The organism is Promicromonospora sukumoe 327MFSha3.1 (assembly GCF_000385135.1).
Taxonomy (GTDB): Bacteria; Actinomycetota; Actinomycetes; order Actinomycetales; family Cellulomonadaceae; genus Promicromonospora; species Promicromonospora sukumoe_B.
This window is the reverse complement of the sequence record NZ_ARQM01000002.1, coordinates 1-20,448: the sequence shown is the minus strand read 5'-3', so window position 1 is coordinate 20,448 and position 20,448 is coordinate 1. Positions and strand designations below refer to the sequence as shown.

The following is a 20,448-nucleotide window of genomic DNA, read 5'->3' as shown; positions in this document are numbered from 1 at the left end:
CCGATGGAAAGACTCGTGTTCCTGCTGTCGACCGGGCTGGCGCGCGGCGCCGTGCTCGCGCTGTTCGCGCTGTCGCTCGTGATCGTCTACCGCGCCGCCCGCGTGGTGAACTTCGCGCAGGCCGCCCTGGCGGTCGTGCCCGTGTACGTCGCCGTCGCGGTCACCGCCGCCACCGGCTCGTACTGGCTCGGGCTCGCCTGTGCCCTGACCGCCGGCGCGCTGCTCGGCGCCGTCGTCGAGCGCGGGCTCATGCGGCGCGTGCCCCAGGACAACCCGCTGGCCGGCATCATCGTGGCGATCGGCCTGGTCATGGTGCTCCAGGCCGGGCTCGCGATCGCCTTCGGCCCCGACCACCGCCCCGTGCACGCGCCGTTCTCGCAGCGGCCGCTGACCGTCGGCGGCGTCGCGCTGATGAGCCCCTACGACCTGTTCGTGCTCCTGGTCGCCGCCGTCGTCATGGGCGCCCTGGCGTGGCTGTTCGGCCGCACGTCGCTCGGCCTGCGGATGCGCGCCGCCGCCTTCGCGCCCGAGACCTCCCGGCTGCTCGGCGTGCGCGTGCCCCGCATGGTCACCCTCGGCTGGACCCTCTCGATCGCGACGGCGGCGCTCGCGGCCCTGCTGCTCGTGCCCACCGGGCTCGGCCTGGACCCGCACGCCGCCGACGTGCTGTTCGTCAACGCCTTCGCCGCCGCCGTCATCGGCGGCCTCGACTCGCCCGTCGGGGCGCTCGCGGCCGGGCTGTCGGTGGGCGTCCTGGCGAGCCTGGTGACCGGGTACGCCTCGGCGGCCGCGGCTCCGCCCGCGGTGCTCGCCCTGCTCACGGTCGTGCTGCTCGTGCGCCCGCACGGGCTGTTCGCCGCCCGGGAGGCCCGGACCGCATGAGACTCCTGACCCGCGCCGCCCTGCTCACGCTGCTCGCCCTGGGCGCGACCTTCCTGCTCGACCCGTACCGCAACTACCAGCTCGCCACCGCGACCGGCACGTTCGTGGCCGTCGCCGGGCTCACCCTGCTGGTCGGGCTCACCGGCCAGCTCTCCCTGGGGCACGCCGTGCTCATGGCCGCCGGCGGCTACGGGTACGCATGGGCGGCCACCTGGGTCGCCACCGCGGTCGAGGGCACCACCCTGGCCGACGGCGCGGGCGGCTGGCTGCTGCCGCTGCTCGCCGGGGTGGCCGGCGCCGTCGTCGTGGCCGGGCTGCTCGGGCTGCTGCTCGGGCTGGCCGCGGCGCGGCTGCGCGGCCCCTACCTGGCGGGCCTGACGCTCGCCCTGGTGATCGCGTTGCCCGCCGCGGCGAGCACGATCCCCGGGCTGAACGGCGAGCAGGGCGTGCGCGCCCCGTTCGTGCCCGTGCCCGACCCGCTGGCGCTGCTCATCGCGACCGAGCAGTGGCACGCCTGGCTCGCCATCCTCGTCGCGGCCTGCGCCGTCACGCCCCTGGTCGCCGTGCGCGCCGGGCGCGCGGGCCTGCGCATGCGGGCGGTGCACGACGACGAGACGGCCGCCCGGCTGGCCGGCGTGGACCCCGGGCGGGTCAAGGCCGGGGCGTTCGTGCTCAGCGCCCTGGCCGCCGGCCTGGGCGGCGCGGTGCTCGCGATCGTGACGCAGCAGGTCAGCCCCGGCGCCTACGGGCTCGGGTTCTCGCTGCTGCTCGTGGTCGCCGCCGTCGTGGGCGGGCTCGGCTCGCTGGGCGGCGCCGCGATCGGCGCGGTGCTCGTGACCCTGCTGCCGTGGGTGGTCGACCAGGCGACGGCGGCGCTGCCCGCCGACCTCGGGCACCGGCTGCAGGGCAACCTCGAGATCGCCCTGTTCGGCGTCGTCGTCATCGTCGTGACCCTGCTCCGGCCGGGCGGGCTCGCCCGGCTTCTTCCAGCCAAGGCCCGTTCTGCCACGTCCCTTCCAGCCAAGTTCTTTCCAACACAGTGAGGTGAACGGAAATGCGCACTGCTCCTTTGTCCAGCCCCCGCTCCGTGGGCACGGCCGCCGTCCTCGGGCTGACCACCGCTACGGCGCTGTCCGGCTGCTCGACGCCCGCGGCCGCCGAGGTACCCGGCGTCACCGAGGACACGGTGGTCATCGGCACCCACCAGCCCCTGACGGGGCCGGCCGCGGCCGGCTTCGCGTCGATCTCGGCGGCCACCGCGGCCTACTTCGACTACGTCAACGCCGAGGGTGGCATCAACGGCCGGCAGATCGAGTACGTCGTCAAGGACGACGGCTACAACCCCGCGAACACGCAGACCGTGGTGCGCGAGCTGGTCCAGGAGGACCAGGTCTTCGCCGTCGTGGGCGGCCTGGGCACCCCCACGCACTCCAGCGTGCTCGACTACCTGGACCAGAACGGGGTGCCCGACCTGTTCGTCGCCTCCGGATCCTTGACGTGGGACCAGCCGGAGGAGTACCCGTACACCTTCGGGTTCAACGCGGACTACGTGACCGAGGGCGCGGCGCTGGCGCAGTACGCGCTGGACACCGAGCCGGACGCCGTCGTCTGCGTGCTGGGGCAGGACGACGACTTCGGCGAGGGCATCCTCGCGGGCGTCGAGCTGGGGCTGGGGGAGGGCGAGGTGGCCACCCACCAGGTCTACTCGACGGCCGACCAGGACGTGACCGCGCAGATCGGGGCCATGAAGGAGGCGGGCTGCACGCACAACGTGCTGGGCACCATCAACGGCTTCACCGCCCTGGCGGTGGGCACCGCCGCGCAGATGGACTGGTTCCCGAGGTGGCACGTGTCCTCCTCGGGCGCCGACCACCCCACGCTCGTGGAGTACCTCGGCGACGACGTCGCCCCGGTGCTGGAGGGCCTCGTCTCGGTGAACTACCTGCCGAACAGCCCCTCGTCCGAGTGGTACGAGCTGTTCTCGGCGATCAACGACGAGTACAACGACGGCGCGCCCTACACCGGAAACACCACCTACGGCATGAGCGTGGGCTACCAGTTCGCCGAGGCGCTGGCCGCCGCCGGGCCCGACCCGACGCGGGAGTCGCTCGTGGCCGCGGTCGAGTCGGGTGACCTCAAGGGCAACGGCATCGCGCCGCTGACCTACTCCGCCGACGACCACTTCGCGCACCGCACCGTCCGCATCGCGGTGGTGACCGACGGCGTGCAGGACTTCACCGACGACGCCTACGAGGTGACCGAGGCCGGCGCGGTGCCGGTCGAGCCCGCGCAGGTGCCGCTGGAGAACGAGGGCATCCCGCTCACCGAGTGACCGGGGAGCCACCAGAACCACCGCACGAGAGGGGAACCATGACGCACGAACTTCCCGGCCTGGACGTCGCGGGACTTGCCGCCTGGCTGACCAGGACGCACCCGGAGCTCGCCGGGCCGGACTCCAGGCCGGACTCCGGGCCGGGCCCCGGCCTGACCGCGAGCCTGATCACCGGCGGGCGCAGCAACCTCACCTACCGGGTGGACGGCGCCGCCCGCCCGCTCGTGGTGCGGCGTCCGCCGCTGGGGCACGTGCTGTCCAGCGCGCACGACATGCGGCGCGAGCACCGGGTCATCACCGCCCTGGCGGGGACCATCCCGGTGCCGCCCACCGTGGCGGTCGTGGACGACACCGGGCCGGGAGAGGTCACGGGCACGGTGTTCTTCGTCATGGAGCACGTCGACGGCGCCGTCCTGGCCCGGCCCGAGCACAACGCGGCCTGGACGCAGGCGGGCCTGGGCGCGCTGTCGGTCGAGCTGGCCGAGGTGCTGGCCGACCTGCACGCCACCGACCCCGCGGCCGTCGGGCTGGCCGACTTCGGCCGGCCCGCCGGGTACCTGGCCCGCCAGCTGACGACCTGGCGGCGGCAGTACGACGCGTCCCGCTCGCGGCCCCAGCCGCTCCTGGACACCCTCCAGGAGCGGCTGGGCGCCACGGTGCCCGACGACGGCGCGCGCACCGGCATCGTGCACGGCGACTACCGGCTCGACAACGTGCTGGTGGCCGGCCCGCCCGCGGCGCCGCACGTCGCCGCGGTGCTCGACTGGGAGATGGCGACGCTCGGCGACCCGCTCGTGGACCTGGGCATGCTCGGCATGTACTGGGACATCCACGACCTGACGCAGGAGGCCGGCGTCGTCGGCGTCGCCGGGGCGATCGTGCCCGGCGCCGGCTACCCGGACTTCGCCGAGGTCATCGACGCCTACGCGGCCCGCGCCGGCACCGCCGTGCCGGACCTTGCCTGGTACCGGGCGTTCGCCTGCTACAAGCTCGCGGTCATCCTCGAGGGCATCCACTACCGGTACACCGGCGGCCAGACCGTCGGCGCCGGGTTCGACACGATCGGCGCGCTCGTGGAGCCGCTGGCCCGCGAGGGGCTGGCGCGGCTCGGCGGCGCCTCGCCGGAGTACGGCACCACGACAGGAGGAGCCTGATGGACTTCGCACCCGACGCGACCACGCGGGACATCACCGCCCGGGTCCGGGACCTCTTGGTGGACGAGGTGCTGCCCGCCGAGCCCGTGCTCGCCGCCCAGGTCGCGGCGACGCCCGGGGACTGGTCGTTCCGGCCCGTCGTCCGGCACCTGCAGGCCACCGCGAAGGAGCGGGGGCTGTGGAACCTGTTCCTGCCACCCGGGGGTCCAGCCGCGGAACGCGGCGGCGGCCTGACCAACCTGCAGTACGCCCCCGTGGCCGAGCTGACGGGGTACAGCCCGAAGCTGGCACCCGTCGCCATGAACTGCGCCGCCCCCGACACCGGCAACATGGAGCTGCTGGCCCACTTCGCCACACCCGAGCAGCGCGAGCGCTGGCTCGACCCGCTGCTGGAGGGAACGCAGCGGTCGGCGTTCTGCATGACCGAGCCCGCCGTCGCGTCGTCGGACGCCACGAACATCGCCACCCGCATCGTGCGCGACGGCGACGAGTACGTGGTCACGGGCCGCAAGTGGTTCGCCACCGGCGCGATGAACCCGGACTGCGGGCTGCTGGTGGTCATGGGCAAGACCGACCCGGACGCGCCCCGGCACCGGCAGCAGTCCATGGTGCTCGTGCCCCGCGACACCCCCGGCGTCACCGTACTGCGCGGCCTGACCGTGCTGGGCTACGACGACCGCGACCACGGCGGCCACGCCGAGATCGTGTTCGACGACGTCCGCGTGCCCGTCTCCGCCCTGCTGGGCGGGGAGGGCGAGGGGTTCGCCATGGCCCAGGCCCGGCTCGGGCCCGGCCGCATCCACCACTGCATGCGCGCCCTCGGCACGGCCGAGCGTGCCCTGGACCTGGTGCGCGAGCGCGCCGCCGAGCGGGTCGCGTTCGGCGCGCCGCTCGCCGACCAGGGGGTGGTGCGCGAGTGGGTCGCCACCTCGCGCATCGAGATCGAGGCGCTGCGCCTGCTCGTGCTCAAGACCGCCTGGCTCATGGACACCGTCGGCAACAAGGCCGCCATGACCGAGATCCAGGCCATCAAGATCGCGGTGCCCCGCGCCGTCGGGCAGATCCTGGACCGCGCCGTCCAGGTGTTCGGCGCCGCCGGGGTCTCCGGCGACCACCCCCTGGCCGAGCTGCTCGCCGGCGTGCGCACCCTGCGCCTGGCCGACGGGCCCGACGAGGTGCACCTGGCCTCCCTCGGCCGCGCCGAGCTCCGCCGGCGTGCGCCCTACCTGGCGCGCGTCGCCCCCGCACCGTCGACCGTCGAAGGAGACCCGACATGAACCACGCGCCCGCGCCCGCCGCGCCCGACCCGGCTCGGCCCACACCGGCGGCCCCCGACCCCGCCGTCGACGGGCCCGGCTACGGCACCCTGTCCGTCGCGAGCATGCTCGCCGAGACCGCCCGCCGGTTCCCCGAGCGGCCCGCCCTGTACTTCATGGGGCAGGCCACCACCTACGGCGACCTCTGGGACCAGACCCGCGCCTACGCGGGGGCGCTCGCGGCCCGGGGCATCGGGCCGGGCTCGCGCGTCGCGATGATCGTGCCGAACGTGCCCGACTTCGCGCGCGTCTACTACGCGACGCTCGCGCTCGGCGCTGTCGTCGTGCCGGTGCACCTGCTGTTCCGCGCCGACGAGATCGAGTTCGTGCTGCGGGACGCCGGGGCCGACGTCGTCGTGGTCGCCGCCCCCATGCTGGCGGAGGCGGCGCCCGCGGCCGCCCGCGCCGGGGTGCCGCTCCTGACCGTGCTGCTGCCGCCGGACGCCGCCCGCGGTCTCGCCGAGCAGGGCACCCCGGTGGCGCGGCTGGAGGACGAGGCCACCGGGGCCACCCCGATCGAGCGGCACGCGGGCGTGAACCCCCTGGCCGCGGCCACGATCCTGTACACGAGCGGCACCACGGGCACCCCCAAGGGCGCCGTCGGGTCGCACCTGGCGATGGTCGAGCAGGTGCACTGCTCCCTGATCGACTCGTTCGACCTGCGGCCCGACGACGTCGTCTACGGCGGCCTGCCGTTCTTCCACTCGTTCGGCCAGATGGCGGTGCTGAACATGGCGTTCCGGCGCGGGGCGTCCATCGTGCTGCTGCCGAGGTTCGACCCGGACGAGGCCCTGGAGCTGCTGGTGGCGCACGGCGCGACCGTGTTCACGGCGGTGCCGACGAACTTCGCCGGCATGGTCGAGGCGGCCCGCCGCACGGCGGCGCGGCCCCCGCTGCGGTTCGCCGTCTCGGGCGGCGCGGCCCTGCCGGTGGCGCTGCTGGAGGCGTTCGAGGAGGCGTTCGGCGCGCAGGTGCACGAGGGGTACGGGCTGACCGAGACGTCGCCGTCGTGCACGTTCAACGTGACGTCGGAGCCCATCCGGCCCGGCACCGTGGGGCGGCCCATGTGGGGCGTCGACGTGGCGGTGGCCGTGGCCGAGGTGGAGGACCGGGTCGAGCTGCTGCCCGCCCCGGCGCCGGGCTCGGCGGCCGGGGAGCAGAGCGAGCTGGGCGAGATCGTGGTGCGCGGGCACAACCTGATGAAGGGGTACCTGGGGCGGCCCGACGCCTCGGCGGCCGCCGTCGTGGACGGCTGGTTCCGCACCGGCGACCTGGGCACCGTGGACGCCGACGGCGTCGTGACGATCGTGGACCGCAAGAAGGACATGATCATCCGCAGCGGCTACAACGTGTATCCCACGGAGGTCGAGGCGGTGCTCGCCCGCTACCCGGGCGTCGCGCTGGCCGCGGTGTTCGGGGTGCCCGACGCCGCGCGCGGGCAGGAGGTGCACGCCGCGGTCGTGCCGTCCGACGGCGCGGAGGTGGACCCGGACGCCGTCGTCGCCTGGATGCGCGAGCACGTGGCGGCGTACAAGTACCCGCGGGTGGTGCACGTCTCGGCCGACCTGCCGCTGGGCCCCAGCGGCAAGGTGCTCAAGCGCGAGCTCACGGCGCGCCACTCGCCGTCGGCGGGGTGAAGCCCAGGTGTCGCTCGACCGCCGCGCGGATCACCTCCGGGACCGGGACCGGGCGTCGCTCGACCTGGTCCACGAACACGTGCGTGAACGCGCCCGTCGCGTACGCCTCGCTCCGGTCGGGCGCGCCCGCGCGCAGGATCGCCAGGTCCCAGGTCAGCGAGGTGCGCCCCAGCCTGCCGACGGCGACGTCGACCTCCAGCTCCTCCGGGAACGACGCCGGGGCGAGGAACTCGCACGAGGAGGCCCGGGCGAGCCCGATCACGGCGCCCGCGGGGTCCAGGTCGGTGTGCTTGATGAGCCACGTGTTCACCGCCGTGTCCATGGCCTCGTAGTAGACGGTGTTGTTCATGTGGCCGTACTGGTCGTTGTCGTTCCAGCGCAGCGGGAACGGATGGCGATAGCCCATCGAGGCAGCGTAGTCCCGCACCGAGGGGTCGGTGCAACATATTCAGGAATGATGCATACTGGACATGCATCAGATCGACGACGATCGGAGGACCGATGACGCTCTCACCCGAGCCACCCGCCACGGACCTGCTGGAGGCGGACTTCTACGCGTTCCAGGACCTGCTCACCCCGGCCGAGCAGAAGAAGGCCCTGGCCGTCCGGGAGTTCATGGAGCGCGAGGTGCGTCCCATCGCGGACGACTACTGGGAGCGCGCCGAGTGCCCCGTGCACCTGTTCAAGCCGTACGCGCAGCTCGGCGCCATCGGCTCGGGCTGGGCCGAGACGCAGGGCGAGGAGACCTCGGCCGTGTTCCGTGGCTGGGTCGGCATGGAGACGGCGCGCGTCGACTCGTCGTTCTGCACCTTCATCGGGGTCTCCGGCGGCCTGGCGATGACGTCGATCGGCGTCGGCGGCAGTGCCGAGCAGCGCGCGCGGTGGCTGCCGCCCATGGCGGCCGGCGACCTGATCGGCGCGTTCGGGCTCACCGAGCCGCTGGCCGGCTCCGACACCGCCAAGGGCCTGCGCACCACGGCCACCCGCACGGGCGACACCTGGGTGATCAACGGCGCCAAGCGCTGGATCGGCAACGCCACGTTCGCCGACGTCGTCGTCATCTGGGCCAAGGACACCGCCGACGACCAGGTCAAGGGCTTCCTGGTGCGCAAGGGCACGCCCGGCTTCACCGCCACCAAGATCGAGCGCAAGCAGTCCCTGCGCATCGTGCAGAACGCCGACATCGTGCTCGAGGACGTCCGCGTGGACGAGGCCGACCGGCTGCAGGGCATCGACACCTTCCGCGACGTCGCCAAGGTGCTCCGCATCACGCGCGACGGCGTGTCCTGGCAGGCGCTCGGCACCATGATCGGCGCCTACGAGGCCGCCGTGGCCTACACGAAGCAGCGCGAGCAGTTCGGCAACCCGATCGCCAGCTACCAGCTCATCCAGGACAAGCTCGCCACGGCGTACGCGAACGTGACGGCGAGCTTCGCGATGTGCGTGCGCGTGGCCCAGCTCCAGGACCTCGGCACCCAGAAGGACTCCCACGCCGCGATGGCCAAGGCGTTCGTCACCACCCGCATGCGCGAGACCGTCGCGCTGTGTCGGGAGGCGTGCGGCGGCAACGGGATCACACTGGACCACGGCGTCGCGCGGTTCTTCGCCGACGCCGAGGCCGTCTACACGTTCGAGGGCACCAAGGACATGAACCAGCTCATCGTGGGCCGGGCGATCACCGGACACGCGGCGTTCGTCTGAACCTGGCTCACCCCCCACTGGCTCAAGGAGGAGCTATGACCGAGGCGTACATCGTCGCCACCGCGCGCTCGCCCATCGGGCGCGCCCACAAGGGGTCGCTCAAGGACGTCCGCCCCGACGACCTCGCCGCCCGGATGGTGCGGGCGGCCGTCGACCAGGTGCCGGGCCTGGACCCGGCGCGCATCGACGACCTGCTGCTTGGCTGCGGCCTGCCCGGCGGCAAGCAGGGCATGAACCTGGCCCGCATCGTCGCCGTGCTGTGCGGCTGGGACATGGTGCCCGGCGCGACCGTCACGCGGTACTGCAGCTCCAGCCTGCAGACCACCCGCATGGCCTTCCACGCCATCAAGGCGGGGGAGGGCGACGTGTTCGTCTCCGCGGGCGTGGAGTCGGTCAGCTCGTTCGCCACCGGGTCGAGCGACTACATCCCGGGCGTGGACCTGCACAACCCGGTCTTCGCCGACGCCCTGGCCCGCACCGAGAAGCGCGCCGGGGCGGGCACCGGGCTGTGGACCGACCCGCGGCTGGAGGGCGCGCTGCCCGACGCGTACATCGCCATGGGCCAGACGGCGGAGAACGTCGCCGCCCTGCGCGACGTGACCCGCGCCGAGCAGGACGAGTTCGCCGCCCGCAGCCAGCAGCGCGCGCAGGCCGCGATCGCGTCCGGCTTCTGGGCCCGGGACATCACGCCCGTCACCCTGCCCGACGGCACGGTCCTGGCCGCCGACGACGGCCCGCGCCCCGGCACCACGGTGGAGACGCTGGCGACGCTGGAGCCGGTGTTCCGCCCCGACGGCACCGTCACCGCGGGCAACGCCTGCCCCCTGAACGACGGCGCCGCCGCGGTCGTGATCGTCTCCGGCCGCGTGGTCGAGGAGCTCGGGCTGACCCCGCTGGCCCGCATCGTGTCGACCGGCGTGAGCGGGCTGTCCCCGGAGATCATGGGCCTCGGCCCCGTGGAGGCCAGCCGGCAGGCCCTGCGGCGCGCCGGGCTCACGGTCGACGACATGGACCGCGTGGAGATCAACGAGGCGTTCGCCGCGCAGGTCATCCCGTCGGCGCGCGAGCTCGGCGTCGAGCCCGAGCGGCTGAACGTCAACGGCGGCGCCATCGCCGTCGGGCACCCGTTCGGCATGGCCGGCGCGCGCATCACCTCCACCCTGATCAACGCGCTCGCGGACGCCGGGGGCCGGTACGGCCTGGAGACGATGTGCGTGGGCGGCGGCCAGGGCATGGCGATGGTGCTGGAGAAGCTCTGATGCGGATCACCGGTGCGGTGCTGGAGCGCTGCGGCGCGCCCGCGCCCTACGCGGAGTCCCGGCCGGTGACGGTCGGCCCGCTGGAGCTCGACCCGCCCGGCGAGCGCGAGGTGCTGGTGCGGATCGAGGCCGCGGGGCTGTGCCACTCCGACCTGTCGGTCGTGGACGGCAACCGCGCCCGGCAGGTGCCGATGCTGCTCGGCCACGAGGCCGCCGGGATCGTGGAGGCGGCCGGCCCCGGTGCGGGCCTCGCCGTCGGGCAGCGGGTGGTCATGACGTTCCTGCCGCGGTGCGGCCGGTGCGCGCAGTGCGCCACCGACGGGCGGCTGCCGTGCGCCGAGGGTTCGGCGGCCAACGCCGCCGGCACGCTCGTGGGCGGCGGACGGCGGCTGTCGCGGACCGTTCCCGGGGCCGACGGAGGGGCGGGCAGCGGGGCCGGCGGCGTCCAGGAGGTGCACCACCACCTCGGGGTGAGTGCGTTCGCGACCCACGCCGTGGTCTCCGAGACCTCCGTCGTGCCCGTCGACGACGACGTCCCGCCCGACGTCGCCGCCCTGCTCGGCTGCGCGGTGCTGACCGGCGGCGGCGCCGTCGTGAACGCCGGGCGGCCCGCGCCGGGCGACCGGGTCGCCGTCGTCGGGCTGGGCGGCGTCGGCATGGCGGCGCTCCTGGTGGCGGTCGCGCTCGGGCACGAGGTCGTGGGCGTCGACGCCGTGCCCGCCAAGCTCGACCTGGCGCGCGAGCTCGGCGCGGCCCTCGCCGTCGGGCCGCAGGAGGCCGCCGACCAGGGGCTGCGCGCGCCCGTCGTGATCGAGGCCGCCGGCTCGGCGCGCGCGTTCGAGACCGCCTACGCGCTGACGGCCCCGGGCGGCACCACCGTCACGGTCGGCCTGCCGCACCCCGACGCGCGGGCGAGCGTGTCGCCGCTCAGCCTGACCGCCGAGGCCCGCACCGTGGTGGGCTCGTACCTCGGCTCGGCCGTGCCGGGCCGCGACATCCCTCGGTACGTGGAGCTGTGGCGCGATGGGCGGCTCCCGCTGGACCGCCTGGTCTCCGACCGCATCACCCTGGACGACCTGCCCGTCGCGCTCGACCGCCTCGCCTCCGGCGCGGCGCTGCGGCAGCTCGTGATGTTCTGAGATGTTCTGACCCTGGGCGTCCCACGACGACGTCCGCACCGAAGTTCACGCAACGAGAGGAAACCCCTGATGACTCGTACCGCCATCGTCACTGGAGCGGCCCGCGGCATCGGTGCCGCCACGGCCCGCCGGCTCGCGCAGGACGGCTTCGCCGTCGCCGTCCTGGACCTCCTGGAGGACCAGGCCAAGGACACCGCGGAGGCCATCGTGGCCGACGGCGGGCGCGCGCTCGCCGTGGGCGTCGACGTCGCCGACGAGGAGTCCGTCGCCGCCGCCGTGGCCCGCGTCGCCGCCGAGCTGGGCGCGCCCACCGTGCTGGTGAACAACGCCGGCATCCTGCGCGACAACCTGCTGTTCAAGATGTCCGTGGGCGACTGGGACGCCGTGCTCGGTGTGCACCTGCGGGGCGCGTTCCTGATGACCCGGGCCGTGCAGGCGCACATGGTGGAGGCGAAGTACGGCCGCATCGTGAACCTGTCCTCGACGTCCGCCCTCGGCAACCGCGGGCAGGCCAACTACTCGGCCGCCAAGGCGGGCATGCAGGGGTTCACCAAGACCCTGGCGATCGAGCTCGGCAAGTTCGGCGTCACCGCGAACGCCGTGGCGCCCGGCGTGATCGAGACCGACATGATCCGCGAGACCGCCGAGCGCATCGGGGTGTCCCTTGGTGACTACCTGAGCGTGGCCGCGAAGGACGTCCCCGTGGGGCGCGTGGGCCAGCCCGAGGACATCGCGAACGCCGTGTCGTTCTTCTGCGCGGAGCAGTCCGGGTTCGTCTCGGGGCAGGTGCTGTACGTGGCGGGTGGTCCCAAGGCATGAGCGCGGACGTGGACGGCGTCATCGCCGTCGCCTCGCCGGCGGACCTCGCCGGCGCCGTGGGGCGGACCGCCACGGGCGAGTGGTTCGAGGTCACGCAGGAGCGCATCGCCGCGTTCGCCGACGCGACCGAGGACCACCAGTGGATCCACCTCGACGCCGAGCGTGCCACCGCCGGGCCGTTCGGCTCCACGATCGCGCACGGGTACCTCACGCTGTCGCTGCTGCCGCACCTGGCCTCGTCGCTCGTGCAGGTGGGCGGCGTCGCCATGGTGATGAACTACGGCATGGACCGGCTGCGCTTCCTCAGCCCGGTGCCCTCCGGGGCCCGGGTGCGGGCCGTCACCGAGATCCTCTCGGCGGAGCCGACGGCGGCCGGCGTGCGGCTCGCCTCCAAGGTCACCGTCGAGATCGAGGGGGCCGACAAGCCCGCCCTCGTGGCGCACACGCTGTCGCTCTACGTGCTGGAGACCTGACCGGTCTTTCGCGGGGCCTGCTACGGCCTCGTTCGGTCCCTCCGAGGCCCGGGCGCTTCCCGCACCGACGACCGGTGCGGGAAGGGTCCGGGCCTTCGGCGCGCGGGCAGTGTTGCGAACCGGATGGTTTGACAGCGCGCGCCAGGGGCGGTGTACTGGTGTTCTATCGAACATGTGTTCGTAAAGTGCTCCACCACCGGTCTCCGCCGGCAGGCACCATCGCTGGAGGGACATGACCGTCGTAACCATCTCCTCGAAGGCCGACACCACCGCTGCCGACACCATTGCCGCCGACGCCGGTACCGCCGACGCCGGCAGCCGGCACGCGCAGGCGCTCGCGGCCCTGCGGTCGGCCGAGGCACGCACCGGCGTGCGCAAGCAGGCCACGCCCACCCGGGTCGTCCAGGCGGTCAGGGCCGAGCGCGCGCACGAGCAGCCGGGTCAGGAGCAGCCCCGGGTGCAGGTCCGGGCGCTGCGGGGCGGGCTGCTGACCGAGCCGCTGCACGTTGCCCCCGAGGGTGGGTCCGTTGCTCGCGAGGCTCGGCCCGCGGCCGCCGAGGTGCGTCCCGCGGCGGGGCCCGCGTCGTCGTCGGGCAGCCGGGTGGGGCACCCGGGCGAGGACACGCGCGTGCTGCCCGTGCACCCGCACCTCGCGGCCCTCCTGCCCGACGGCGGCCTGCGGGCCGGCACCACCGTGCTGGTCCGGGGCTCGACGTCGCTGCTGCTCACCCTGCTCGCCGAGGCGTCCCGCGACGGGGCCTGGACCGTGCTGGTCGGGTACCCGGCCGCCGGGCTGGCCGCCGCGGCCGACGCCGGGTGCGACCTGGCGCGCACCCTCGTGGTGCCGCTGCCGGCCGGGTCGGGCGTGGACGCGCCCGCGGTGCTCGCCGCGCTGATCGACGGCATGGACGTGGTCGTGGTCGGGCCGGAGGTGGCGCTCCTGGACCAGGACCGCCGTCGGCTGACGGCACGCGCCCGCGACCGGGGCACCGTGCTGCTCCCGACCGCCCCGTCCGGCGCCGCGGGCGGCTGGGCCGGGGCGCACGTGGTGCTGGAGGCCACCGCGGGGGACTGGGCCGGCGTCGACCACGGGGTGGGCTGGCTGCGCCGCCGGACCCTGCGGGTGCGGCGCACCGGGCGGGGGAGCGCGGCGCGCCCGGTGCACCTGGACGTCGAGCTCCCGGTGTGCCGGGCGGCCGGGCCGGGCCTGGTCCAGGCGCGTGCTGCCGGCGCCGTGGCGCGGGACGAGGCCGCCGAGAGCGGCCGGACGCCGCTGGAGCTGGTGGGATGACGTCCGCGACCCGCACCGCCTGCCTCTGGGTGCCGGACTGGCCGGTCGTCGCGGCGCTGGTCGTCGCGGGCCTGGGACCCGAGGTGCCCGCCGCCGTCACGGGCGGCCCCGGCGGCCGCGTCGTGGCCGTGTCCGCGCCCGCGCGCAGCGCCGGGGTGCGCCGCGGCATGCGCCGCCGCGAGGCCCAGGGCCGCTGCCCCGACCTGCAGCTCTGGACCGCCGACGACGCCCGCGACGCCCGCGAGTTCGAGCCCGTCGCCGTGGCCGCCGAGACAGTGGTCTCCGGGCTGGAGATCGCGCGCCCGGGGCTGCTCCTGCTGCCGTCCGGCGGTGCGGCCCGCTACCACGGCTCGGAGCACGACCTGGCGCGCGAGCTGACCGAACAGGTCGCCGTCCGCACCGGCCACGAGTGCCAGGTCGGGGTCGCCGACGGTTTCCTGGCCGCCGTCCTGGCCGCCCGGGACGACGCCGTCGTGCCGCCGGGGGAGTCGCGGGACTACCTCGCGCCCCGGCCCGCCGCGACGCTCGTGCACGCCCGGCCCGCCGACCGCGCCCTGACCGAGCTCGTCGACCTGTGGCGCCGGCTCGGCGTGCGCACGCTCGCCGACCTGGCCGCCCTGCCCGACGCCGCCGTCGCCGCCCGGTTCGGCGACCTCGGCGTCTGGGCGCAGCGCCTCGCCCGCGGGCAGGACGTACGGCCCCCCGCCCGGCGCCGGCTCGTCGAGGACCTCACCGTCGCCGAGGAGCTGGACCCGCCGGCGCACCGGGTCGACGTCGCCACGTTCGCCGCCCGCCGCCTGGCCGAACGCCTGCACGACGACCTGCACCGCCGCGGCCTGGCGTGCGGCCGGCTGCGGATCACGGCGCGCGCCGTCGACCCGGTCACCGGCGAGGCCCGCACCCTGGAACGGCTGTGGCGCACCGACGACACGCTCGGCGGGCTGTCGGCCGCCCGGATCACCGACCGGGTGCGCTGGCAGCTCGAGGGCTGGCTCACGGCGTCGTCCCTGGGGCGGGGCGAGCAGCCCGCCCCGATCGCGGGCCTGACCCTGGCCGCCGAGGAGGTGGCGCCCGCCGGCGCCCTGCAGCCGCGCCTGTGGGGACCCGGCGCGGGCGAGGACCTGCGCGCCCGCCGCGCCGTCGAGCGCGTGCAGGCCCTGCTCGGCGGCGACGCCGTGCTCACCGTGCGGCTCCAGGGTGGGCGCGACCCCCGCGACCGCGTCCAGCTCGTGCCCTACGGCGAGCAGGTCCCGCCCGAGCGCGAGCCCGACCGGCCCTGGCCCGGCGCGCTGCCGCCGCCGGCGCCGTCGGTCGTGCTGCCCGAGCCCGTCCCCGCGCGGGTGCTCGACGCGCAGGGGCGCCCCGTCGTCGTCGACGTGCGGCTGGCGGTCAGCGGCGACCCTGCCCGCGTGGTGGTGCCCGAGCAGGAGGGGGCGGACGGCGGCGCGCGCGGGGACGGCGGTCCCGGCAGGGGAGGCGCGGTGTCCGGCGGCGGTGCGTCCGGTGGTGCGTCCGACGGCAGGCCCTGGGGCGGGCTCGACGCCGCCGTCGTCGACTGGGCGGGGCCGTGGCCCGTCGCGGAACGCTGGTGGACGCCCCGGGGCCGGCGCCGCGTGTTCCTCCAGGTCGTGGTCGACGGCTCCGGCCAGGACGGGGAGCTCGCGCTCGGCCTGCTGCTGTCGTCAGCGGCGGGCGTCTGGTCCCTGGAGGCCCTCTATGACTAGGCAGTCGGCAGTTTGTGTCACAAACTCGGCACCTTGCATTGAGATCGGTCGATCACTGGACCGATCTCGATGCAGACTGCCGAACCCCGAGGAGAGTGCCTACCTCACACGCCGCCGGGGCACGTCGTGACCAGGAGCGCGCCCCGCGGTCGGCGCGACCCGGCCGTTCCCTACGCCGAGCTGCACGCGCACTCCGCGTTCAGCTTTCTCGACGGCGCGTCCCATCCCGAGGAGCTCGCCGCCGAGGGCGCGCGGCTGGGGCTCAAGGCGCTCGCGGTCACCGACCACGACGGGCTGTACGGGGTGGTGCGGTTCTCCGAGGCGGCCAAGGCCGTGGGGCTGCCCGCCGCGTTCGGGGCGGAGCTGCACCTGCCGGTGGTCGCGACGGGCTCGACCGGCGCCCGGGGCGTGCCCGTGCTCGACCCGCCCACCGGGATCCCCGACCCGCGCGCGACGCACCTGCTCGTGCTCGCGCGCGGGCCGCAGGGGTACCGCAACCTGTCGAGCGCGATCGGCACCGCGCACCTCAAGGCCGGGGTCAAGGGCGCCGCGCACTACACGCTGGAAGGCCTCGGCGAGGCGGCGTCCGGCGAGTGGCTGGTCCTGACGGGCTGCCGCAAGGGCGCCGTCCGGCAGGCCCTCCTTCCGTCGTCGGGTGGCGGGAACCGGAGCGACCGGCTGGCGGCCGGACGACGCGAGCTCGACCGGCTGGCCGACGTGTTCGGGCGGGACAACGTCGCCGTCGAGATCACCGCGACCGGAGACCCGCGCGACGCCGACCTGCACGCCGCGCTCGCCCTCCTGGCCGACGACGCGCGCCTGCCGCTCGTCGCGACCACCGCCGCGCACTACGCCCGCCCCCGGGACGCCGACCTGGCCGGGGCGCTGGCCGCCGTCCGCGCGCGGTCCAGCCTGGACGACCTGGACGGCTGGCTGCCCGGCGCGCCCACCGCGCACCTGCGCAGCGGCGCGGAGATGGCGCGCCTGCACCGGCTGCACCCGCAGGCCGTGGCGACGGCGGCCGCGCTCGGCGTGGAGTGCGCCTTCGACCTGGAGCTCATCGCGCCGAACCTGCCGCCCTACCCGGTCGAGGAGGGTCACGACGAGGCGTCCTGGCTGCGCGTGCTCACCTACCGGGGCGCGACCGAGCGGTACGGGCCCCGGGCGGGCAACGAGAAGGCGTGGGCGCAGATCGACCACGAGCTGAAGGTCATCACCGACCTGGGCTTCCCCGGGTACTTCCTCGTGGTCTACGACCTGGTGGAGTTCTGCCGCACCCACGGGATCCTCGCGCAGGGCCGGGGCAGCGCCGCCAACTCCGCGGTCTGCTACGCCCTGGGCATCACCGCCGTGGACGCCGTCAAGCACGAGCTGCTGTTCGAGCGGTTCCTCGCGCCCGAGCGGGACGGCCCGCCGGACATCGACGTCGACATCGAGTCGGTGCGCCGCGAGGAGGTGATCCAGCACGTCTACGAGCGGTTCGGGCGCACGCACGCGGCGCAGGTCGCCAACGTCATCTCCTACCGGCCCCGCTCCGCCGTGCGCGACGCCGCGCGTGCGCTCGGGTACGACGTCGGGCAGCAGGACGCGTGGTCCAAGTCCATCGAGCGCTGGGGGACGCTCAAGCCGCGGACGACCCCGCCGCCGTCGGCCCCGGCGGAACCCCCGCAGAACCGGACCGCGGCCAAGGACGCCCGGATGACGGCGTTGTGGGGGCCGGGCGACGCCGCGACCTTCGTGGACGTGCTGGCGCAGGAGGCGCGCGCCGCGGGCGAGCCCCGGGAGCGCGCCGACGACACCCACGACGTGGTGCCGTTCCGCACGCCGCCGTCGGCCGCCCAGGAGGGGGAGATCCCCGACGACGTGCTCGACCTCGCCGACCGGATGCTCCGCCTGCCGCGTCACCTGGGCATCCACTCGGGCGGCATGGTGATGTGCGACCGCCCCGTGATCGAGGTGGTGCCCGTCGAGTGGGCCCGCATGGAGGGCCGCACCGTGCTGCAGTGGGACAAGGAGGACTGCGCCGACGCCAAGCTGGTGAAGTTCGACCTGCTGGGCCTCGGCATGCTCACCGCCATCCGGTACGCGTTCGAGTTCATCGAGGAGCACACCGGGGAGCGGCCCACGCTGCACGGCCTGCCGCAGGAGGACCCGGCCGTCTACGACCTGCTGTGCGCCGCCGACACGGTGGGCGTGTTCCAGGTGGAGTCGCGCGCCCAGATGGCGACCCTGCCGCGCCTGCGGCCGCGGACGTTCTACGACATCGTCGTGGAGGTCGCGCTCATCCGGCCCGGGCCCATCCAGGGCGGGTCCGTGCACCCGTACATCGAGCGGGCGCGGGGCCGCGAGCCCGTGTCGTACCCGCACCCGCTGCTGGAGAAGTCCCTGCGCCGCACCCTGGGCGTGCCGCTGTTCCAGGAGCAGCTCATGCAGATGGCGATCGACGTCGCCGGGTTCTCCGGCAAGGAGGCCGACCAGCTCCGGCGCGCCATGGGGTCCAAGCGGTCGGTCGAGCGCATGGAGGCGCTGCGCGAGCGGCTCTTCGCCGGGATGACGGCGAACGACGTCCCCGTCAAGGTGCAGGGGGAGATCTTCGAGAAGCTCAAGGCGTTCGCCGACTTCGGCTTCCCCGAGTCGCACGCCTATTCCTTCGCGTACCTGGTGTACGCCAGCTCGTGGCTCAAGGTGTACCACCCGGCCGCGTTCTACGCGGGGCTGCTCGCGGCCCAGCCCATGGGGTTCTACTCGCCGCAGTCCCTGGTCGCCGACGCCCGTCGGCACGGGGTGCGCGTGCTGCGACCCTCGGTCGTGGCGTCACGCGTGCTCTCGTCGGTCGAGCCTGCCCAACCGCTGGTCGAGCCTGTCGAGACCCCCGTCGCCGCCCTCGTCCACGCCGACCCCACTCTCGCGGTCCGCATGGGCCTGGAGTCCGTGCGCGGCATCGGCAAGGACAAGGCCGAGGAGATCGTCGCGGCGCGGGACGACGCCGGCCCGGCCGGCTTCGCGTCGCTGCGGGACCTGGTGCGGCGGGTCGAGCTGTCGACGGCGCAGCTCGAGGCGCTCGCGACGGGCGGGGCGCTGGAGCCGTTCGGCGTCGAGCGCCGGGAGGGCCTGTGGGCCGCGGGCGCGCTGGGCCAGGAGGGGCCGACGACGCTGCCCGGCGTCAGCGTCGGCGTCGACGCCCCGATGCTCCCCGGGATGGACGAGGTCGAGCTGTCGCAGGCCGACGCGTGGGCGACCGGCGTCACGCCCGACTCGTACCCGACGCAGCACGTGCGGCCCGGGCTGGACGCGGCGGGCGTGCTCACCGTGGCGCAGGCGCTGCTGACCGAGCCGGGCCGCCGGGTCGCCGTCGGCGGCGTCGTGACGCACCGGCAGCGGCCGGGCACCGCCGGGGGAGTGACGTTCCTGTCCCTGGAGGACGAGACGGGGCTGCTGAACGTGATCTGCAGCGTCGGCCTGTGGCAGCGGTTCCGTCGGGTGGCGCGCTCGGCGCAGGCCATGGTGATCCGGGGCCGCATCGAGGCCGCCGACGGCGCCGTCAACCTCCTGGCCGAGCACCTCGCGCCGCTGACGCTCGCGGTGCCGGGGCGGTCGCGGGACTTCCGCTAGGTGTGATGTCCAGGGAGGTTGTTTCTGGATTCGGGCGACACGCGGTCGGAGTTAGGGGCCGAGGAAGGCCTCCGGTTGTGGAGTGGAGTTGTCGAGAAACCACTTCCTACCGGAGGCCTTCGTGACCCACGCTAACGCCCTGCTGACCCCGCGAGCACGTCTGCGCCTGGCGCGTCTGGTGGTCGAGTCCGGGTGGACCATCACCAGCGCCGCGAAGATGTTCATGGTCTCGCCCCGCACAGCCGGCAAGTGGGCCCACCGCTACCGCACCGAGGGGCCCGCGGGCATGACCGACCGGTCCTCACGCCCGCGCCGCAGCCCGCACCGGACCCCACGACCCGTGGTCAAGCAGATCGTGGGCCTGCGGTGGCGCCACCGCCTGGGCCCGGCGCAGATCGCCGGGCGCCTGGGTATGCCGGCCTCGACCGTGCACGCCGTCCTGGTCCGGACCAGGATCAACCGCCTGTCCCGGATCGACCGGGTCACCGGCGAACCGATCCGCCGCTACGAACACGAGTACCCGGGTTCGTTGATCCACGTCGACGTGACCAAGTTCGGCAACATCCCCGACGGCGGCGGGCACCGCTACGTCGGCCGCCAGCAGGGCGCAGCCAACAAACTCGCTACCACCGGCCTGCCCCGCGGCGCGGACTACAAGCCCCGCACCGGGACCGCGTTCCTGCACACCGTGATCGACGACCACTCCCGGGTCGCCTACGCCGAGATCCACACCGACGAGAAGGCCGACACCGCAGTCGGCGTCCTGCACCGCGCGACCGCCTGGCTGGCCGAACACGGCGTGAGCGTCCAGCGGGTCCTCTCGGACAACGGGGCGGCCTACCGGTCCCACGCCTGGCGTGATGCCTGCGCTCAGCTCGGTATCAAGCACAAGCGCACGCGCCCCTACCGGCCCCAGACCAACGGCAAGATCGAACGCTTCCACCGCACCCTGGCCGACGGCTGGGCCTACGCCCGCCGCTACACCTCGGAGACCGAACGCCGCGACGAGCTACCCGGCTGGCTGCACTACTACAACCACCACCGCGCCCACTCAGCGATCGGCAACCAACCACCCATCACCCGACTGAACAACCTCCCTGGACATCACA

At 74.7% G+C, this 20,448-nt stretch carries 16 protein-coding genes; 15 read left to right on the top strand and 1 reads right to left on the bottom strand.

Going from position 1 to position 20,448, the window contains the following annotated elements; all coding sequences use genetic code 11:
• Positions 1-3: 3 nt before the first annotated feature.
• The 6 genes from H291_RS0100810 to H291_RS0100785 are packed head-to-tail and all read left to right on the top strand — an operon-like array spanning position 4 to position 7,321.
• Positions 4-882 carry a branched-chain amino acid ABC transporter permease gene (locus tag H291_RS0100810; RefSeq protein ID WP_026365249.1) on the top strand — a complete coding sequence of 293 codons (879 nt, stop codon included), beginning with the start codon at positions 4-6 and terminating at the stop codon, positions 880-882.
• The gene (locus H291_RS0100805; RefSeq protein ID WP_020013073.1) at positions 879-1,925 is read left to right on the top strand and encodes a branched-chain amino acid ABC transporter permease; all 1,047 of its coding nucleotides are present in this window, start codon (positions 879-881) and stop codon (positions 1,923-1,925) included. The genes H291_RS0100810 and H291_RS0100805 overlap by 4 nt, the downstream gene beginning before the upstream one ends.
• A gap of 11 nt (positions 1,926-1,936) precedes the next feature.
• Positions 1,937-3,214, top strand: coding sequence for an ABC transporter substrate-binding protein (locus tag H291_RS0100800; RefSeq protein ID WP_026365248.1), 1,278 nt, complete (start codon positions 1,937-1,939; stop codon positions 3,212-3,214).
• A 38-nt stretch (positions 3,215-3,252) separates the two neighbouring features.
• Positions 3,253-4,368, top strand: a complete 1,116-nt coding sequence (locus tag H291_RS0100795; protein ID WP_020013071.1) for a phosphotransferase family protein — start codon at positions 3,253-3,255, stop codon at positions 4,366-4,368.
• Positions 4,368-5,645, top strand: coding sequence for an acyl-CoA dehydrogenase family protein (locus H291_RS0100790; protein ID WP_020013070.1), 1,278 nt, complete (start codon positions 4,368-4,370; stop codon positions 5,643-5,645). The genes H291_RS0100795 and H291_RS0100790 overlap by 1 nt, the downstream gene beginning before the upstream one ends.
• On the top strand, positions 5,642-7,321 hold the full coding sequence (locus H291_RS0100785; RefSeq protein WP_020013069.1) for an AMP-binding protein: 1,680 nt from the start codon (positions 5,642-5,644) through the stop codon (positions 7,319-7,321). The genes H291_RS0100790 and H291_RS0100785 overlap by 4 nt, the downstream gene beginning before the upstream one ends.
• Here the strand turns inward: H291_RS0100785 and H291_RS0100780 are convergent.
• Positions 7,290-7,727, bottom strand: a complete 438-nt coding sequence (locus H291_RS0100780) for an acyl-CoA thioesterase (protein ID WP_051109351.1) — start codon at positions 7,725-7,727, stop codon at positions 7,290-7,292. The two genes, H291_RS0100785 and H291_RS0100780, sit on opposite strands and share 32 nt — an antisense overlap.
• 95 nt (positions 7,728-7,822) lie before the next feature.
• On the opposite strand from H291_RS0100780, the gene H291_RS0100775 reads away from it, so the two are divergent.
• From H291_RS0100775 to H291_RS0100735, 9 genes are all read left to right on the top strand, one after another.
• Positions 7,823-9,022, top strand: coding sequence for an acyl-CoA dehydrogenase family protein (locus H291_RS0100775; protein ID WP_020013067.1), 1,200 nt, complete (start codon positions 7,823-7,825; stop codon positions 9,020-9,022).
• A gap of 35 nt (positions 9,023-9,057) precedes the next feature.
• Positions 9,058-10,281 carry an acetyl-CoA C-acetyltransferase gene (locus H291_RS0100770; RefSeq protein WP_020013066.1) on the top strand — a complete coding sequence of 408 codons (1,224 nt, stop codon included), beginning with the start codon at positions 9,058-9,060 and terminating at the stop codon, positions 10,279-10,281.
• Entirely contained in the window at positions 10,281-11,420 is a 1,140-nt protein-coding gene (locus tag H291_RS0100765) for a zinc-binding dehydrogenase (RefSeq protein WP_020013065.1), read from the top strand. Before H291_RS0100770 ends, H291_RS0100765 begins: the two co-directional genes overlap by 1 nt.
• A gap of 69 nt (positions 11,421-11,489) precedes the next feature.
• Positions 11,490-12,239: a 3-oxoacyl-ACP reductase FabG gene (fabG, locus tag H291_RS0100760; RefSeq protein ID WP_020013064.1), complete on the top strand. Its 750-nt coding sequence runs from the start codon at positions 11,490-11,492 to the stop codon at positions 12,237-12,239.
• On the top strand, positions 12,236-12,712 hold the full coding sequence (locus tag H291_RS0100755; protein ID WP_020013063.1) for a MaoC family dehydratase: 477 nt from the start codon (positions 12,236-12,238) through the stop codon (positions 12,710-12,712). Before fabG ends, H291_RS0100755 begins: the two co-directional genes overlap by 4 nt.
• Before the next feature lie 232 nt (positions 12,713-12,944).
• Positions 12,945-14,003, top strand: a complete 1,059-nt coding sequence (locus tag H291_RS32095; protein WP_020013062.1) for a hypothetical protein — start codon at positions 12,945-12,947, stop codon at positions 14,001-14,003.
• Positions 14,000-15,727 (top strand): Y-family DNA polymerase, encoded by a 1,728-nt coding sequence (locus H291_RS0100745; RefSeq protein WP_020013061.1) that lies wholly within the window; start codon positions 14,000-14,002, stop codon positions 15,725-15,727. Before H291_RS32095 ends, H291_RS0100745 begins: the two co-directional genes overlap by 4 nt.
• 126 nt (positions 15,728-15,853) lie before the next feature.
• Positions 15,854-19,339 carry an error-prone DNA polymerase gene (locus tag H291_RS0100740; protein ID WP_020013060.1) on the top strand — a complete coding sequence of 1,162 codons (3,486 nt, stop codon included), beginning with the start codon at positions 15,854-15,856 and terminating at the stop codon, positions 19,337-19,339.
• Positions 19,340-19,460: 121 nt separating this feature from the next.
• Positions 19,461-20,448: IS481 family transposase (locus H291_RS0100735; RefSeq protein WP_084467595.1), on the top strand; the 988-nt coding region annotated here is incomplete at its 3' end.

Coding starts and splice junctions, on each gene's coding strand:
- H291_RS0100810 (WP_026365249.1), top strand. CDS start 4: ATGGAAAGACTCGTGTTCCTGCTGTCGACCGGGCTGGCGCGCGGCGCC.
- H291_RS0100805 (WP_020013073.1), top strand. CDS start 879: ATGAGACTCCTGACCCGCGCCGCCCTGCTCACGCTGCTCGCCCTGGGC.
- H291_RS0100800 (WP_026365248.1), top strand. CDS start 1,937: ATGCGCACTGCTCCTTTGTCCAGCCCCCGCTCCGTGGGCACGGCCGCC.
- H291_RS0100795 (WP_020013071.1), top strand. CDS start 3,253: ATGACGCACGAACTTCCCGGCCTGGACGTCGCGGGACTTGCCGCCTGG.
- H291_RS0100790 (WP_020013070.1), top strand. CDS start 4,368: ATGGACTTCGCACCCGACGCGACCACGCGGGACATCACCGCCCGGGTC.
- H291_RS0100785 (WP_020013069.1), top strand. CDS start 5,642: ATGAACCACGCGCCCGCGCCCGCCGCGCCCGACCCGGCTCGGCCCACA.
- H291_RS0100780 (WP_051109351.1), bottom strand. CDS start 7,727: ATGGGCTATCGCCATCCGTTCCCGCTGCGCTGGAACGACAACGACCAG.
- H291_RS0100775 (WP_020013067.1), top strand. CDS start 7,823: ATGACGCTCTCACCCGAGCCACCCGCCACGGACCTGCTGGAGGCGGAC.
- H291_RS0100770 (WP_020013066.1), top strand. CDS start 9,058: ATGACCGAGGCGTACATCGTCGCCACCGCGCGCTCGCCCATCGGGCGC.
- H291_RS0100765 (WP_020013065.1), top strand. CDS start 10,281: ATGCGGATCACCGGTGCGGTGCTGGAGCGCTGCGGCGCGCCCGCGCCC.
- fabG (WP_020013064.1), top strand. CDS start 11,490: ATGACTCGTACCGCCATCGTCACTGGAGCGGCCCGCGGCATCGGTGCC.
- H291_RS0100755 (WP_020013063.1), top strand. CDS start 12,236: ATGAGCGCGGACGTGGACGGCGTCATCGCCGTCGCCTCGCCGGCGGAC.
- H291_RS32095 (WP_020013062.1), top strand. CDS start 12,945: ATGACCGTCGTAACCATCTCCTCGAAGGCCGACACCACCGCTGCCGAC.
- H291_RS0100745 (WP_020013061.1), top strand. CDS start 14,000: ATGACGTCCGCGACCCGCACCGCCTGCCTCTGGGTGCCGGACTGGCCG.